This is a genomic window from Salinispira sp. (assembly GCF_059431795.1).
This window is the reverse complement of the sequence record NZ_JBXWXS010000024.1, coordinates 1-17,313: the sequence shown is the minus strand read 5'-3', so window position 1 is coordinate 17,313 and position 17,313 is coordinate 1. Positions and strand designations below refer to the sequence as shown.

The 17,313-nt window shown below is 48.5% G+C and carries 16 protein-coding genes; 5 read left to right on the top strand and 11 right to left on the bottom strand.

The features are described 5' to 3' along the window. Positions 1-13: 13 nt before the first annotated feature. A complete protein-coding gene (locus AC52PS_RS08335) occupies positions 14-952 on the bottom strand; it encodes an alpha/beta hydrolase (protein WP_495562595.1) in 939 nt (312 codons plus the stop codon). Between the two features lie 314 nt (positions 953-1,266). Next, the gene (locus tag AC52PS_RS08330; RefSeq protein WP_495562594.1) at positions 1,267-1,758 is read right to left on the bottom strand and encodes a hypothetical protein; all 492 of its coding nucleotides are present in this window, start codon (positions 1,756-1,758) and stop codon (positions 1,267-1,269) included. A gap of 75 nt (positions 1,759-1,833) precedes the next feature. Between AC52PS_RS08330 and AC52PS_RS08325 the strand changes: the two genes are divergently transcribed. Then, positions 1,834-2,844 carry a potassium channel beta subunit family protein gene (locus AC52PS_RS08325; protein WP_495562593.1) on the top strand — a complete coding sequence of 337 codons (1,011 nt, stop codon included), beginning with the start codon at positions 1,834-1,836 and terminating at the stop codon, positions 2,842-2,844. A gap of 81 nt (positions 2,845-2,925) precedes the next feature. Here the strand turns inward: AC52PS_RS08325 and AC52PS_RS08320 are convergent, their stop codons facing one another. The 7 genes from AC52PS_RS08320 to AC52PS_RS08290 all read right to left on the bottom strand — a co-directional run bounded on the left by AC52PS_RS08320 (position 2,926) and on the right by AC52PS_RS08290 (position 11,670). Then, complete coding sequence (locus tag AC52PS_RS08320; RefSeq protein WP_495562592.1) at positions 2,926-3,282, bottom strand: hypothetical protein; 357 nt, start codon at positions 3,280-3,282, stop codon at positions 2,926-2,928. A gap of 85 nt (positions 3,283-3,367) precedes the next feature. Next, on the bottom strand, positions 3,368-4,996 hold the full coding sequence (locus AC52PS_RS08315; RefSeq protein WP_495562591.1) for a methyl-accepting chemotaxis protein: 1,629 nt from the start codon (positions 4,994-4,996) through the stop codon (positions 3,368-3,370). Positions 4,997-5,057: 61 nt separating this feature from the next. Then, a complete protein-coding gene (locus AC52PS_RS08310; protein WP_495562590.1) occupies positions 5,058-6,809 on the bottom strand; it encodes an ABC transporter ATP-binding protein in 1,752 nt (583 codons plus the stop codon). Positions 6,810-6,811: 2 nt separating this feature from the next. Continuing rightward, entirely contained in the window at positions 6,812-8,611 is a 1,800-nt protein-coding gene (locus AC52PS_RS08305) for an ABC transporter ATP-binding protein (RefSeq protein WP_495562589.1), read from the bottom strand. 268 nt (positions 8,612-8,879) lie between these two features. Next, positions 8,880-10,133 carry a cation:proton antiporter gene (locus AC52PS_RS08300; RefSeq protein ID WP_495562588.1) on the bottom strand — a complete coding sequence of 418 codons (1,254 nt, stop codon included), beginning with the start codon at positions 10,131-10,133 and terminating at the stop codon, positions 8,880-8,882. A gap of 8 nt (positions 10,134-10,141) precedes the next feature. Further along, entirely contained in the window at positions 10,142-10,969 is an 828-nt protein-coding gene (locus AC52PS_RS08295) for a PTS sugar transporter subunit IIA (RefSeq protein ID WP_495562587.1), read from the bottom strand. Further along, positions 10,966-11,670: a PTS sugar transporter subunit IIA gene (locus AC52PS_RS08290; protein WP_495562586.1), complete on the bottom strand. Its 705-nt coding sequence runs from the start codon at positions 11,668-11,670 to the stop codon at positions 10,966-10,968. The genes AC52PS_RS08295 and AC52PS_RS08290 overlap by 4 nt, the downstream gene beginning before the upstream one ends. A 174-nt stretch (positions 11,671-11,844) precedes the next feature. Here AC52PS_RS08290 and AC52PS_RS08285 point away from each other — a divergent pair, with 174 nt between their 5' ends. Beyond that, on the top strand, positions 11,845-12,339 hold the full coding sequence (locus tag AC52PS_RS08285) for a YkgJ family cysteine cluster protein (RefSeq protein ID WP_495562585.1): 495 nt from the start codon (positions 11,845-11,847) through the stop codon (positions 12,337-12,339). A gap of 14 nt (positions 12,340-12,353) precedes the next feature. Continuing rightward, positions 12,354-13,016 (top strand): BUD32 family EKC/KEOPS complex subunit, encoded by a 663-nt coding sequence (locus tag AC52PS_RS08280; RefSeq protein ID WP_495562584.1) that lies wholly within the window; start codon positions 12,354-12,356, stop codon positions 13,014-13,016. A gap of 175 nt (positions 13,017-13,191) precedes the next feature. On the opposite strand, the gene AC52PS_RS08275 is transcribed toward AC52PS_RS08280, so the two are convergent. Continuing rightward, positions 13,192-13,908: a glutamine amidotransferase-related protein gene (locus AC52PS_RS08275; RefSeq protein WP_495562583.1), complete on the bottom strand. Its 717-nt coding sequence runs from the start codon at positions 13,906-13,908 to the stop codon at positions 13,192-13,194. Beyond that, positions 13,905-15,443 carry an HAL/PAL/TAL family ammonia-lyase gene (locus AC52PS_RS08270; RefSeq protein ID WP_495562582.1) on the bottom strand — a complete coding sequence of 513 codons (1,539 nt, stop codon included), beginning with the start codon at positions 15,441-15,443 and terminating at the stop codon, positions 13,905-13,907. Before AC52PS_RS08270 ends, AC52PS_RS08275 begins: the two co-directional genes overlap by 4 nt. A gap of 55 nt (positions 15,444-15,498) precedes the next feature. On the opposite strand from AC52PS_RS08270, the gene pyp reads away from it, so the two are divergent. Both pyp and AC52PS_RS08260 read left to right on the top strand, forming a co-directional pair. Next, positions 15,499-15,876: a photoactive yellow protein gene (gene pyp / locus AC52PS_RS08265; RefSeq protein WP_495562581.1), complete on the top strand. Its 378-nt coding sequence runs from the start codon at positions 15,499-15,501 to the stop codon at positions 15,874-15,876. Between the two features lie 42 nt (positions 15,877-15,918). Then, a complete protein-coding gene (locus AC52PS_RS08260; protein ID WP_495562580.1) occupies positions 15,919-17,106 on the top strand; it encodes an acyl-CoA synthetase family protein in 1,188 nt (395 codons plus the stop codon). The last annotated feature ends 207 nt before the right edge of the window (positions 17,107-17,313 follow it).

The window sequence follows — 17,313 nt, the reverse complement described above, 5'->3', positions numbered from 1 at the left end:
TTACAGACGGGCGTCACTCTTCCAGCTGCTCCTTCATAAACTTCAACGCCCGGCTTTCCTGCTCATACCACAATTCATCGCTCATTCCCAGGAACGCATGGGTACCGTCTGAATAGATTTCAAGCTCCACATGAGCGCCGGCGTCCCTCACCGCATTATAGAGAATTCTCGCCTGATCCACATGTACAATTCTATCCGCATCTCCGTGGTAAATGAGCACCGGAGCCATATCTGCAGATACATATTCAACGGGACTGTGGCGGCGCAGATATGAATCGGGAATCATGTCCATATATCTGGAAGAATCGAAAGCATCTCCCCGGGCCATCTCAATGAGATCTGAAGGTGCGCACTCAGCGAGAACCATACGAATGCTTCCGGTGGACCTGAATCGGGTTTCAGTCATGAGAGCAATATGCCCCCCGGCTGATATTCCATATAAAGCAAGTGCATCAGGATTGTATCCGAATTTTACGGCGTGTTCCCGGAGCCAGTTGACCGCATCTATACTGTTTTTCAGCGGGGCGTGAAATCCTCCTAACAGACCTGCGGTATAGTTCACCGAAGCCACAAAGTATCCCGCATCCCGCATCCTGGAAAGAAAGCGGTGAATAATGCGAATGGTGCTTTTATCCCCGTAGACCCATGAACCCCCGTGGTAAAACACCACCAGCGGGGCATCACCGGGGGAATAATCTATGGTTGGTTCATAGAGATCCAGCTTTAAATTCCGGAAGTTTCTGCCCCCATATCTGAGATCACTGTGAACACCTCCAGGGGGAACCGGCAGTTCTTTCGCCTCTTCCACAAGCTCATGGATGTCCCCCGAAGGCGTAATTATGTTTTTTCCGGCTGTCATAAGTATGAGTACTGCGGCGATACAAAGAGCGGGTACCGTTACCCAAAGCAGGCGCTGCAATCTCCTTTTCGGTTGTTTTTGTCGCTTATTCATTCTTCTCTAAAGTATACAAATCTCTCCCCGCCAATTTCCAGTCCTGTCGGGCTTTTTTGAAATTGCCAGGACCTTTAGACATCATCATTGCTTTCTTGTAAAAATGATTATGAGTTCGACCGTTATCCAGCATCTATTAAAATTTAATTTTAATAGATGCTCTGATGATATAATTGAAGGCGATGAAATGCAGAAAATCGACCTGATTGTCGCGCCATCTATGGGAAGAAAAATATGGCCCGCATAAATATCTTCTCTCCCGGGACTAACGGAAGAGCGTCCCGGGAGAGGATGGAAATTTTCAAAAACCGGTATTATTCACCCGATGAGCTACGGATATATGAGAACCCGCCAAGCTTGCCCTGAGACCAGGATGTGAACTGTACATCCAGGTAGATGTCATCAGACTCAATATAGAGAACCAGATCCTTACCCTCAATATTTTTCGGACCTCCGGGTATATTCCTGAAGGAAGTGAATTCCAGTTGAGAAATATCATCCTCGGTGCTTCCAAGCGCCCAGAGAGTATTTACCGGACTGTTAAATTTATTATAGATATTTTCACTCACTGCATTATAGATTTGCCCCCCTGAATTTCCGCGGGTAATCCAGAGATTCTCTGTTATTCTGTCCTGGTTTTCCGCAAGATCGGGATCTGCACCATCGGCTTTCGTGAACTCCACATCGGGTCCAGTCCATACTTGACTGCTTTCGGAGAAACCGAGCTCCTCACCTGTTCCCTGAGCAAAAACTCCCCAACTGATAACCATTGCTGCTACTGTGATCAACATTCTTTTTCTCAACATGATTCCTCCTGATTTTTTGAAAATACTATGCGACAATGTAAATGCCAACTATATTCCGAATTTCAGGAGGAAATGATGAATTACAGATCCCTTGGTAAATCCGGTGCCTACGTGAGTGAACTCTCCTTCGGTTCCTGGGTTACTTTCAGCAAACAGGCGGATGTAGATCTGGCCGCAGAACTTATCAAGACCGCATACGATGCCGGTGTGAATTTTTTTGACAATGCGGAAGTCTATGAGAAAGGTAAATCCGAGCTGGTAATGGGCAAAGCTCTTAAGAAGCTGGGGCTCAGAAGAGACAGTTTCCTGGTCTCCAGTAAAGTCTACGGCGGAGTTGTTGAAAAACCGAACCCGAATCAGCAAGGTCTCAGCAGAATTCATATTTATGACGGCTGTCACCAGGCCATGGAGAGGCTTCAGGTTGAACATCTCGACCTGTATTTCTGTCACCGGCCGGATCCCAGAATTCCCATGGAAGAGGTTGTTCGAGCCATGACCGAACTTATTCAGCAGGGAAAAGTACGCTATTGGGGCACATCCGAATGGTCGGCCCAGCAGCTCATGGAAGCTCATTCCGTGGCCCGTCAGTACAATCTGATACCCCCCACCATGGAGCAGCCCCAATACAATATGTTTGAACGATACCGCTTTGAAGTTGAATATGCCCGCTTATATGATACGATTGGCCTGGGCACAACCATATGGTCACCCCTTGCCTCCGGGATGCTCAGCGGGAAATATGATGATACCACCCCCGATGACTCACGGATCAATCTTCCGGGCTACGAATGGCTTAAAAAATTCTTTGAAAGTGATGCAGGGCAGGAGCGAATCAGGAAAACCCGGGAGCTGAAAAAGGTTGCAGAAGATCTCCAAACCACCCGTGCTCAACTGGCCCTCGCATGGTGTTTAAAAAACGAACATGTGAGTACGGTGATCACCGGGGCATCGAGACTCAGCCAGCTTCAGGAAAACCTGCAGGCGCTTGAAGTGGTCCCACTACTGACTGATGAAATCATGAATACAATTGAAGATGTTATTCAAACCAAGCCGAAACCCATGGAGTTCCAGCTCACACAGGAATAAAAGCGGACAACGGAGGTATGTTCAGGCGAAAGAGTTATCTCTACCGCCTGTTACATATCCATCTATCGGGGTTCATGTATGCTAAAACGTCAGAACCTCCCAGCCTTCTTCCCGGAACTGGGGGATTGAAGGATGTCCGTGCATCTCATCTCTGAAGGGTATACTTTGTTCTTTCACCTCTTCAAGCACTCCCATTTGGTTACTGCATGCTTTACAGGCTCCCCCAATAAGCCCCAGTTCCCGTGCCTTTCGGTACATATGATGACTGGGAGTACTGCCCTCGCCGTTCAGGTCTCGAATCAACTTTGTTGCGCTACCCTCCATGATAATCTGCACCTCATGACCTCTTTCGTGAAATTCAATTCCGTTGAGAAGCACATGAATAAAACACATGGGGTCTCCGTTGAATGCAAAAAGGGCGAATTTTCGGGTTTCCATATTGCCTCCTGATTGTAACTCTATTGTGGGTGTTCAGATCTATAATGTAGATCCGTCACGATGCATTAGTACACCCCTCACGGGTTCAGCTGCTTTCCGTTTCATCAAGTTCGTTAATATTGCTGCGGATGGCGTCTATTCCGACTGCGTTCTCCCGGCCGAGCTCCAATAACTGATTGGCATGCGCAAGTACCGTCTCCGTCTTGGATGTTATATCTTTCAGCGATTGTTCGGCGGATTCCGTACTGCCTGCTATCTCAAGGAAGCCGGAGCTGCTGGTGGATATGGCCTGGCTTATTTCCTCCACAGCCCGGGAAACAGAACTTTGAATATTCTGTAAATCTCCGGTAATATCCTGAATCTCCCGGGTGCCATGGTCAAGCTCGCCCATGGCCGAGATTATTTCAACCAGGGCCTGATTCACATCGGTAATATTCTGGTGTATTCCCTCGAAAAGAGCTGCATTTTCCTTGCTGGATTCTACCACATTGCGTATTTCGTCGTCATTCTCTGTGAGCAGTTCCCGAACCTTTCTGGAATTCTCGTTGGTCTCCACTGAGAGCTTCCGGATTTCCTGGGCAACCACTCCGAATCCCCTGCCTGCTTCCCCGGCGTGGGAAGCCTGAATTGCCGCATTCATTGCAAGAAGGCTGGTTCGCTCACCGATCTCTTCGATTACACCGATAACCTGCAGGACACTTGCTGAGGTTTCATTGAGGCGGTTGAGAATTTCCATGGTGGATGAGAAGGACTGGGAGGTTCTTCCTGCACTTTCGGTCAATTCATGGGTCAGTTTTGATTTCTCCTGTGCATTCCTGCTGATTTCCCGAAGTGAAGCGGTCATCTCCTCCACGGCGGCAATGGATCGGTTCACCGCTTCTGTCTGATGTTCCATTTCCCGGCTTACTTTTTCCCCGCCTTCGGTAAGGCGGCTCTGTTCCCTGTCGCTTTCCTGCACCCTTTCCAGGAGCCGGGTCAACTGATTCTCTGCTTCGGTTGTACTGAGGGCTATACTCCTGGCGTTGTCCGCCTCATCGGAGGCAATTTTCTCAAGACGCTCTCCGATTGCCAGGGAATCTCCCGCAGAGGCGAGCAAAGAGTTCATCCGCTCCACCCGTGATCGCCCCCGTTCTTCGTTGGAAAGAAGAATAGACATGATATTCATTTCAATTCTGAAAGCGATTTCTGAAAGCAGCAGTATCAGGATATAGAAGATTACGGCGAACACCACGCTGTTTATCAACTCGGCAATATCACTCTGGAAATTGGGCAGAACCGTAAGCACAAAATACAGAATTCCGAAAATAAATTGTATTGCCGCGACTATATAGAGTTGAAAGCGGGCATACCCGATCACCAGGGAAAGCACCAGAATCGGTGCGGCAAAGGCAATATACATATAAATGTCCCGGATGCTTTCGTATGTCTGTACGAGCATTACCGTAAACGGCGTGAGGGCCAGCAACAGCAGATACACCGTACTCGCCGATCGGTAGACCCTTCGAGGAAGAAGAAATAATACCCCAACCGACACAACCAGGGCCGGAACACTGGAGGTTAAATTGGAAAAATTGCCGCTAATAATATGAATAAAACTCATCAGAGCCGTCATTACCCCAAGAACCAATAATGTTATGGCAAAATTTCGTACCTTAATACGATAATTGACCGCCTCGTTTCGGTATGGGGCAGTAATATGCTCAACAATTCTCATGGACACTTCCTTTTACCTTGGTGTCTTAAAGATTAAAATTCGGCGCTGCAGAAGTCAAACCTTATGTTGCTAGAGGGCTTTGCCGGAGGAACTCAGCATACAGGCCGTTCTTCCCCAGCAGCTCCTCATGGGATCCCTTCTCAGCCAATTCACCCCGATCCAGTACAAGGATAATATCTGCGTTCCGTATGGTAGATAACCGGTGGGCAATTACAAAACTGGTTCGCCCCTTCATCAGAGGTACCAGAGCTTTTTGAACCAACTGTTCGGTTTCGCTGTCCAGGTATGAGCTGGCCTCATCGAGAATAAGAATGGAAGGATTTCGTACCAAGGCCCGGGCAAAGGCTATGAGTTGTCTCTGTCCCAGAGAAATATTACCGCCGTTTTGACCGAGCTCGGTTGCATAGCACCGGGGGAAGGCCAGGATGAGATCGTGAATACCCAACTGCTCGGTAACTTCCTTGATCCTTGCCATGGTTGCGGCAGGGTCACCAAAACGGATATTTTCTTCAACGGTTCCAGAAAAGATCTGGGGATCCTGCATAACCGCAGCCATTCTGGAACGGAGCTCCAGCTGATCATAATGGCGTATATCTTTACCATCTATGCAAATTCTTCCCGACTGAACGTCATAAAACCTGTTCACAAGGTTGACCATTGTGGATTTTCCACTGCCCGTATGGCCGACAATGGCACAAATCTGCCCCGGCTCAATATGAACATCAATATCCTTTAAAACCGGTTCATCCTTCTTATAGGCAAAATGTACATGTTCAAAGCGCACTTCACCTTGCAGAATCTTCGGTTTCACCGGCTGTGAAATATCTTCCACATCTTTCTTTTCATGAAGTATCTCGAAAATTCTAGAGCCTGAGACAACCGCCCTGCTCATCTGATTCAACATATTGCTGATCTTCTGCATGGGCTGGAAAAGCCGGGTAACATAGTTAAGAAACGCCACAATCACACCAATCGTAATCATGCCGTGATACAAAAGGATTCCACCGCCGATAATCACCAAACCCTGGCTGAAGTTATTCAGGGTTGCAACCGACTGCCAAAAGAATGCGTTGAGAGGATAGAAGGTTCTGCTTTGGCTATAGTACTCACCGTTCAGCTCGCGGAATTTTTCTATATTCTGCCCTTCCCGGGCAAATGCTCTGCTTACCTGAATCCCCGATAGGGATTCATTGAGAAAACTGTTCACCAGGGAGAGTTTCTTCTGTATTCCATTTGCGGATGCGACAATTCTCCCCCGAAGCTTGAATACAATAAGTAACAGCACCGGCAGAATGAAAACGAGAGTTAAACTCAGCCATCCATTCATTAAGATCATCGCCGTCACCAGACCGACAATCATAAGGGAGTCCACTAACAGGGTATCCAGACCCGTCATCAATAGTTCCTCCAGTACCTGGATATCTCCGGTGAGGCGTGTCATGAGCCGGCCTGATTTATTCCGGTCGAAAAACCCCACCGACAGATGCTGAATATGATGAAAAAGATTCTTTCTCAGATCATAGAGGACGCCGTTTCCCACCTTCATCATCAGCACACCCTGCATTCGGAAACTAAAGAATTGAATTGCCCCTGTGGCCAGCAATGCCCCGGCAACACCGAGCAGATAGGAAGTATTTTTGGGAACGATCCCGTTATCAATACCCTGCTGGATAAGTATTGGGAGGGCTATCATTGTGGCGACATTTATGAGAGCAAATACATACATCAGTAGAATTTTTTTGCGATAGGGTTTGAGGTACGCCCAGAGCTCTGAAAGCACTCTGTGAGTATTTCCCCGGGTTGTTTTTCCCATAATCAGGACCTCCCGGTAAGGCTGTCTTCGCCGATCGAGCCATACATCATTTGAGATTCGTACACGGATCGGTATAGCGGACTCTTTTGAAGCAGGCGTTCATGGGGTTCCATATGGTGCAGCTTGCCATCATGAAGGAGGATAATCCTATCAGCCAGTCTGAGGGTGGAAATTCTCTGGGCAATAATCAGAGTGGTTCGTCCCCCCATGAGCTGCTGAAGCTCTTGCTGAATTTCCCGCTCGGTTTTACTGTCCAGACTCGAGGTGCAGTCATCCAGAATCAGAAGCTGCGGATCTTTCAGGAGTGCCCGCGCAATTGCAATCCGCTGTCGCTGACCGCCGGACAGCCCTACCCCGAATTCCCCAATCTGACTATTGTATCCGTCGGGAAGACTCTCTATGAAATCATGGATTCGGGCTGCCCGGGCCGCATCCTGAATTTCTTCAATACTTGCCTCCGGCCTTCCGTAGGCAATGTTTTCCTGGATGCTGGTGCTGAATATGAAGCTTTCCTGCAGCACCATACCTATCCGGGAGCGGAGGAATTCAAGCTCCCACTCAGACAGGGGTGTACCGTCCAGCAGGATTTTCCCTGCCCCGGGTTCATAAAACCTGGGTATGAGGCTGATAAGTGAACTCTTCCCCGAACCGGTAAGCCCGAAAACCGCAACCCTTTCCCCGGGCTTTATGCAAAAGCTCAAATCATCCAGGACTGTTCCCGATTCAGGATAACTGAAAGAAACGTTCTGAAACTCTAACCTGCCCTGGATTTCAGATCTATGGTGCCCGGTATTCTCCAGGCGCTGGTCAGGTTTTTTCAGTATTTCATGAATTCTCCTTGAAGCACCGGAAGCCAGACTCATAAGACTTGTATTGAATGCCAGAATAAAAACCGGGAACCCCATAATGGAGAGATAGGTAATAAACCCAAGCAGGGTTCCGAGGGTCATATTCCCCTGTCCCTGAATAATCTGTATTCCACCATATAATACAATTACCAATGAACCGATGGTGTTAGTCAGTATAAGAAGGGGGTTCATCCTGGCCTGGAGATCCGATACCTCCATGCCCGCATCCCTGAGCTGGGAGTTCTCTCCGTCAAATTGCGTTATCTGTCGGGATTCGGCGGCAAAGGCTTTAATGATCCGTATTCCTCTGAGATTTTCTTGAATGAAGCTGCTGAGCGTACCCGTTCTTCGATGCTTTCGGCCTACGGCAGCTCCCATTCTCTTGCTGAAATAGATCACCATGAAGAACACGAGAGGAATAAATACATATACCATCAGAGCAAGCCGCCAATTCTGTATCAGCATCAACACCAGAACTGTGGAAGAAATCAGGGCAATCCTCAGACGATGTTCGATTCCATATGCAAAAAAGTTTCGAATCATCTGCACATCATTGCTCACCCGGGACATTAGATCTCCCGTTCTGGCAGTATCGTAGAAAGGAGCCTGAAGATGCTGAAGTTTCTCAAACAGTTCATTCCGGATATCGTGCACAACGGTTTCCCCCACATACCAATACGAGCGGATCATCACGTGGGCGGTGAAACCCCGGATCACAGCAACGATCAGGATAAGCCCTCCAAATAGAAAGAGGCTTTGCAGGGAACCCTGGCTCTGGATCTGCGGATAAACCGTATCGGTGACAAACTTAATAAGGCCGGGCAGGGCATATGCGAACACATCCACCAGAATCATGCTGAATACCGCCAACCCCAGAGCTGACTTGTACCGGCCCACAATATGCCTGAATGGAGAAATGATTCCGGTAATTCCTCTATAGGATGTTGATTCCATGAGTACTCCTTGTAAGCAGAGGCTGGCACATTCACTAAACCCAGTGAAAAGCGGTTAGCTCGATGAAAGCGGGACAAAGAATACCAGAGCAAGGTCTTAATTGTCTATTCAAACAAACTAAGAAATAAAAAAGCCTGCCTCGAAAAATGTGGATACGAAGCAGGCAATGCAAGCATAAGTTTGTCATCTCTGGCCCACGTGGAGTAAACTTCAGCTCTGGCAGACCCGGGCTATCCTCCAGCCCATACAGGCAGAGATCAGGCTGAGCTCAGGCTGTCTTGCGTATTTCACCGGCTTTGGTTAAGGCGAATTTGGCAAGAACCGGACCGACAATTTCGAAGAAAATGGACGTAGCCGATACTGTGGTGATGATAATGCTTCCAATCTCGGCACCATGGGTCCCGAATTCAGCCAACTCCTTCTTCACAATGAGAGCAAGACCAATTGCCACCCCGGCCTGGCTTAGAATTCCCAGTCCGAGATACTTACGGATACTCACAGGAAGTCTGCCGGCCCATGCACCGAATGAGGCTCCGCTTATCAGCCCGGTTGCTCTTCCAGCGATGTATACCAATCCGATCAATCCCAATTCCGGAAGTGCAGATATATGAAGATTCGAACCCGCGAGAACAAAAAATAAAATAAACAACAGCGGCATAATCTGAGTCAACTCTTCATGAATTTTTTCCACAAAATTCTGAGGCTGGGTATTCACAATTACAATTCCCAAGACCATGTTGGTGAGAATCACCGACATGTGAAACATAATACTCAAACCTGCAGAGAGAAACACCACGGCAAAAAGAAGAAGGAACAGATCTCTTCCGGTTTTTAGGAACCGGCCGAGAAAGATAAAAACAACCGCATTAAGGGTTCCCACCAGCAAACTCAGCCCAACCTCCAGGAGGGGGCCGGACATCAGGGAGAAAAATGATCCCGTCTCAACTCCCATCTCCGCAGATAATATTGATTTTGCGAAGGCGGCAGCAAAACCGAAAAGAATGATTCCAAGACCGTCATCAAATCCTACAACGGCAAACAATGCTTTGGTGAGGGGTCCCTTCGTACGGTATTCCTGGATAATTGCAACTGTTCCTGCGGGAGCACTGGCCGGGGCGATTGCCCCGAAGAGAATGGAGAGGGCCAAGTCTTTTGTGAGAAGATACATAAGCAGAGACACAAGAATGAACGCCATGAACGATTCGGTAAAAATCGTAAGAACGATTCCCCCTCCCTGCTTTTTCAGACCGGCAAAGCTCAGCTCCAGTCCTATGCTCACCGCTACAAAACTGAGGGCAATTTCGGTAATAAACCCTATGGACTCCTGAAATTCTCCGGAGAGAACCCCCAGAAGCGACGGTCCCAATAAAACCCCCAGCACCATAAAGCCGATAATGGAAGGCAGATGAATGAGCTTTGCCCCTTTGCCGAAATATATTCCCAGGAGAACGATAAACCCGATAATAATCAGCGGATCCAGGTGCAGTTCGTGAATAAATGTTTGGATATTTTGAATTACCACAATATCTCCTAGAAATCTATTGAGCCATCGCAGTAGAGAAGATCCTGTGCGCTCACCAGAATGCCTTCACCATCCTCCGGCCGAATCATATTAATCTGGCGGATAACATGATTCATATACCGTTTGTCCATCACGGCTATAATTAGCCGACTGAATCCCCTGCTGTCATCATTCCAGAAGGAGGAAAAAAGCGGGAGGCGGTGAAGATAGCTTGTGGCCCTGTTGCCCTCCAGAACGCTCACAGATCCCTCAATTTCTCCGGATAATATTTCCAGCACATCCTGAAAGAGATCTTCCAGCTGAACGTGGATGGTGAACTGACACATATTCACCGTTTCGGGAGCTGACGAGGACGCATCCCCACTGGTCATTTTCTGCTTGAGATCGCCGGCCTCTTCCAGAATCCCCACGATTTCGTCCGGGCTTGCTGCGGATATGAGCCGCCGGTTCAACCCTGGATCTTTTGCCAGCTGACTGATTGATGACAGAATTTTGATATGCCGATTTCTCTGGCTCGCCGGCCCTACAATAAAAAACACCAATTTGCTGGGTTTCCCGTCAAGGGCTTCAAAATCAATGCCGTCGGCTATCACAATCAGTCCAACGGCAAAATCATCAACTGAGGTAAAACTGCAGTGGGGAATTGCAATGCCCTTTTCCAGACCAGTGGAAACAAGTTTTTCCCGCTCTTTCAGTGCTTTGAGAATTTCCCTGCTGCCAATTTCAGACAGCTCAGGAGCCTCTGCGGCCAGATCGGCAATCTCCGAGAGCAGCTCTTTCTTATTTTTTGCATCACTTCCGATTTTAATTAACGCCTTGTTCAAACCTTCAATCATGCTTCATTCTCCTTATGATACAGCCTGGGTTCATGTTCCACGAAGAAACGCAGAATATCCTGGGGTTGATCGGCTTTCTGTAATTGATTTCTTGCGTCATCACGCCGGAGCATCGCTGCAAGTCTGGACATGATTCTAATGTGAACTGTTTCACTGTCCGATAGCAGAAGAAAGAAGAAATGAGTCTTCCCCCCGTCCAAGGATGCAAAATCGATCCCTTCTGGCGAGCGGCCGAAGATAATGGACGGCTCATGAATATCAGCCTCTCCGGGCTTGCGAATATGGGGAATGGCAATTCCCTTTGCAATGCCGGTGGAAAGCATCTGCTCCCTTTGCACCAACTTTTGGTACAACGTATCGCTGGTTCTTACCAGCGATCTGTTTTCTGCGTGGTCCGATAATTCTCGCAGCACTTCGTTCCGGCTGCGGGACTTCATATTCATAATTATAGATTCGGGCTCAATAAGCCGGGAAAGGGAAACATAATCCATCTCCCTTTCGATAAGACGGGAGAGATCATTTTGCGGCACCACGTTCATACGGGCGGTTATCCAGTCTTCTATCATGCTTGGTGAAAAACGCCATTGATTGGCAATTTTCGCCGATGGAATTTCACCATTCTTTGCCATTTTCAGAATAGTTTTCTCAGACAACTGAAGGTAGTTCGACACATCTGCGAGTGTCATCATCTTCTTTTCCATTCCAGGTTACTCCCATCTATGTAAAAAACTCCGGGGAATAGCAGATCACAAAGTCTTTATGTGCCGCTTAAACTCCCTATTTACCTTTATATTCCGTTATATTCTCTTAAAGTATGCATGTCAAGATTCTGGCAATTGGTTTTTTAAAAACACCCGATATGATATAACTTTTACATGAACCCGGGTGAACTACTAAATAACCTTCCTTCCAAGGCAGGATCCAGGAACAAGGAATTCAGGAAAACCATCAAACGACTCCAGCAATTACGCTCAGGGGATGCTGAACAACGAATTCGTGAGTATGATGCCCAGGTTTTTCAGCATATTGACTGTCTGGAATGCGGCAACTGCTGCAGAACCCTGGGCCCCAGACTCATCCAGCGTGATATTCAGCGCCTTGCAAAAATTTGCAGTATAAGCACCGCGGCCTTCATGGAAAAATACCTGAAAAAGGATGAGGACGGCGACTGGGTGTTTCGTTCAATGCCCTGTCCATTCCTGGAGGAAGATAATTATTGCTCGGTATATTCACACCGTCCCAAAGCCTGTGCAGACTACCCCCATACCCGGGGCCGTCAAATCCGGTCCAAGCTGGGAGAACTGAAGAAAAACGCAGCCGTATGCCCCGGGGTGTACGGTATTCTTGATTCCCTGGGAAAGCACATCTAAACGGAGGGGAACAAATGCAAGCAACGCATTTTACATTCAAAGAAAATGAAAAGCTCTTGGAGTATGAGAACTCCACCTGGAAACGTCTTCGGGAGCTATGGAAGGGGAAAAGTGCCGAATCTGCAGTCTATACCGATGGAAACAGGAAGATAGTCGTTAAACGATTTGTATCCCGCAACGAAAATTATATCACTCTGGACAAGGCCCTGCATGTGGAATTGCGAAGTTATACAACGCTGAAAGAGATTAACCTTTCCGTGCCCAAGCTGTTAAGCTACAAAGATGATCCTCCGGTGCTCATAAAAGAATTTATTCCTGGATCGACGGCAATGGAATTGCTGGCAGCAGATCATCTTGAACCTTTAGTCATTCAATCCATTCAAAGAATTGCCACACATGTGGAGTCCAGAGGCTGGAACATCGATTATTTTCCGGCAAATTTTGTGTATCAGCCGGAGCATAAGAAGCTGGTATACATCGACTACGAAATACAGCAGTATGATCCGCAATGGAACTTCTCGAACTGGGGTTCATGGTACTGGTTTAACCATCCCGGGTTCCAGGACTTCCTGAAAAGTGGTGATGGCAACCACATTAATCAGACAAACAGCTTTCTCCCCCTCAAAACTGAACAGATCAGAAAGCGCAGAGAGCAGTTCTTGCACAATTCAAAATAAACAATCACTGCACCAAATAGAGACATGATTCATAGATTTCACGGATAATCCCCCCTCACCGGGGAAATCCGGACTCTCTCAGACGTGCCGGCTATCAGACGTGAGGGCTATCAGTCATGCCGGCCATCATCCATGCAGAGCATGAGGAACGCAGGTCATCATCCACAGGAATCATTCAGATAAGCCCGCACTCACCCAGCCAATTTTGAAAAAAGATCCGCGACCAATCTTTGAGGATGGGGCAATGCCTCCTGGAAGCCTCCCGGAGAGATGTGACATTCACATCAGGAGTCTGTGAAATTTCAAGGGCATGTCCCGCAAACCAGGTTTCAAGGTCCGGATAATCCGCCTCAAGGTGAAACTGCAGACCCAGAATCCTCGGGTTCAACGCAAATGCCTGATGTGCGTACCTATAATTAAAGGCCAGTAATTCGGCACCGGGAGGAAGGTCGAAGGTATCTCCATGCCAGTGCAGAACATCCGCGGATCCCGCAGAGTCAGAACCCGCAAGACCATACGCTTGGGCCTGCCTGGTAAACCTCACTTCCGACCATCCGATTTCCGGACCGTCTCCAGGATACACCCTTGCGCCTGCTGCCTTGGCAATCAGCTGAGCACCGAGACAGATTCCCAGTACCGGTAATCCCGCAGCGATGCGACGGGCAAGGAACTTTATTTCTTCGCTCAGCCAGGGGTACTCTTCACCATTAAGAACACTCATTGGTCCGCCAAGAACGATCAGGGGCCGGGATGCAAGGGGGTCCAGCAAAGACCATTCCTGCCCGGTAAGCACGGGAATATCCAGATATCGATGCTCTATTTCAAGGTCGCTCAACACCCCGGCGAAGCTTCCCAGGCCTTCAAATTTCACATGTCTGAATACATCTATCATTGCCCCAATCCTCCGGCTTCCTGATCGCGGATAATGTGGGTAAGCTGCTGCAGCAGCAGATCCCCGGGGCCGTTTTCTTCAACCCGGAAGAAAGCTGTTGACAGGATTTCCGTCATTGGGGCTGACAGCTTATCTTTCAGCCCCTTTTGGGATACGGCCCGCAAACCCGCTGCAGCCCCATGAGCCAGGATGAGAAACATCGGTTCCAGTTGCTGGCGAAGCTTCAGGGAAGACACTGATCCCATGGATACCACGTCCTGATTCCCGCTCTCTGTGGGACGGCTGAGAACCGAAGCGGGAGCGGCATAATGCTGTATTTCCGCTGAAAGGGCGGTAGTCCCTATGCCCAATGCCTTCAATCCGAAATCAGTAACATCATCCGACTGAGCGAGATTCTTGCGCAAACCTTCTCCTCCCTCCAGAAGCAGCTGCACCTGTCTATCCACCAGCTGGGCACTTGTGGAGAGAGCAATCCGTACATAGTCACAGGCTGCAGCAACATGTCCTCCATAGAAATTTCCGCTGTGAAACACCCTCTGGGTATCCGGGTCAAAGAGAGGGTTATCGTTGGCAGAGTTTATTTCCCGTTCAATCCATACTGCAGCCATATCTATGGTATCTCGCAGAACACCGGCTGTCTGGGGTGCACAGCGCATGCTGTATCTTGGCTGGATATTTCCCACACGCTCCATACGGGAAATGGGACGGGGATTCAACTGGGAACCGTTCCGTATGTGCCGTGCCGATTCGATGCTTCCCGGGTGATGCTTTTGCTCATGGATCCAGGATTCGAAAGGCTCTCCAGAGCTGCCAAGAGCCAGGGCCGTCATTGAGGTTATTCGGTCGCACCAGAGGGCGCCATTCTTGGCTTCAACCAGAGAAATGGCTGCCAATGCGGTAAGCATGGCGGTACCGTTCATTATCGCCAACCCTTCTTTCAAATCCAGCTTCCAGGGAATAATGTTCAGCTCATCAAAAACAGATGAGCTGTCCCGGAGTTCCCCCCTGTACCAGGCCCTGCGCTTTCCCTGAAGCATTGCAGCCAGATAACTCAGAGGTGTGAGATCTCCGCTGGCTCCCACACTCCCCCGGCTGGGAATCGCCGGGATCACATCCAGATTGAATATCTTCACCATGAACTGAAGAAATTCCCTCCGGATTGCAGACACCCCCTGGGAAAGACTGACAATTCGACAGAGAAATACGGCTCTGGATTCTCCCAGACTAAGCAGAGGGCCGCTTCCCGCAGCGTGAAAATCAACTAATTTCTCCTGGAGTTTCAGGCGGGATTGTTCCGGGATATCACGGGTGCCGTCATCACCGAAACCGGTGGTGACGCCGTACACATGTTCTCCTCTTGCGATGCATCCCTCCAGTACCTTTCGGGATTGCTGAGCCCGGTCAAATATTTTCTCTTCAATTGTAACCTCTCCAGGGGAGCGGTACGCCCGATACACATCCTCGCAGGTTATTGAACTGTACCCCGTTTCTGAAATTCCTATATGAAGGTTCCATTTGATTTCTGATTCTTTCATCAGTACATTATAGAGAATCAAAAAATACTATGTAAGGATAATGTAAGGAGTGCATATGGAGATTGTAAAATTTGGAAGTGATGACATCGGCAACGTAGTTTCACAAATGGGTAAGGAAAAAATAAATGATCTTGCCTTCGGCGCAATTAAACTCGACGAGAAGGGCACCATTCTTGTATACAATGAGGCCGAAGGGGCAATTACCGGCCGTAACCCCAATGAGGTACTGGGAAAGAATTTTTTCACCGAAGTTGCCCCCTGCACCGACCAGCCTGAATTTCACGGTGTTTTTGAAGACGGGGTGAAAAACGGTAACCTCAACACATTATTCGAGTACGTATTCGATTATAAGATGGAAGCCACCAAGGTGAAGGTTCATATGAAGGAGTCCCTGAGCAAAGACGGCTACTGGATTTTTGTAAAACGGGTATAAAGGATTTTGCCCGCCGATGAACGGCCGATAGATCAATCTGCTATGCACGATACCACCATACCGAACCCTCTGTCACATTTAACAAAAGTCCAGCTTCAGAAATTTATCCGGGATTTCCTCAGCTACCATCTCAGTTCTCTCAGGGGCGGTTCTGCTTTGGAGATATCGGAAGACGATTTGTCTCAAAAGTTTACCGGTTCACCATTTTTCATGGATTCCCTGGAGCTGGTAACTCTCACCGGAATGATATGTGACAGCTTCAGGGTTCAAGAAACGGGCCTGGAAGATCTCTTTCTGGCCAGGCCATCGATTCTCCAGTGGAGTGAACTCCTGGAAAAAAGCCTTGAGCTTTACAATGGGGAATTTAATTTCTTCTCATCAGGCTCACAGGGCAAACCCGAATCCACCCTGCACCGCTCAGAAGACCTGGCAGAGGAAGTGGGTTTTCTTGCTGAATTAGTGTCCCGGCAGCTTACTCCCCGGCGGGTTATCTCTCTGGTTCCGTCAAACCACATTTACGGAGCTATTTTTACCATCTTTCTTCCTCAACAGCTTGGGATTCCGGTACAACGGGTACAAGATATTAGCGGAAAGCTGAAAGAGGGCGATGTGGTTGTTACCATCCCCTCCCTGGTGACCCAGTGGGAAACCCGGTCACTTTCCTTTCCCCGAAATGTTCTGGTGATATCCTCCACAGCTCCTCTGGAGAACCGCTTGTCCCAATGGCTTACCAACAGGGGAGCCTCGTTTCTGGAAATTTATGGATCTTCCGAGACTGCAGGAATTGGGTACCGGGATACACCCGCGGCCCCGTTCACACTCTTTCCCTATTGGGAACGGATATCCGGGACCGTAATCCAGCGGAGCTCTACACCAAAAGCATACCCAATTCCGGATGTGATTCAGTGGCAGGATGACCTCCGGTTTTTTCCCGGAGGAAGAAAAGATCGCTTTGTTCAAATTAATGGAATCAACGTAAGTCCGAGCGAAATCGCAGAACGCTTCCGCAGCCACCCGGATGTGGAGGACGCAGCCGTTCGAAGCTTCAGCAGCTCTGTTGGTCCAAGATTGAAGATTTTTATTCGAACACTAAGGGACACCGATGGACTAGAAGCCGTACTGAGAGATTGGTCATCCCGCAATTTACCCTCGCATCAGCGTCCGGCCCACTACAGCTTTGGTACCGAAATGCCAAAAAACTCCATGGATAAGCCCTCAGATTGGAACTAACCCTCTTGCCTCTCCCTGATATTCCGTTAATCACGCAAAAAAAACAAACCGGGCACCTCTCAAAACCCTCGTATTTTCGTTAAATGAGGCAAAAACTCGGTATTCGGAAGTGACTTTCCTTGTTTTCCAGGTTGAGTGATAAAGCACAAACCTGAATTACTCCACCATTCCGGTCATCTCTGACCGAAACCACAATTTCTACGGCTG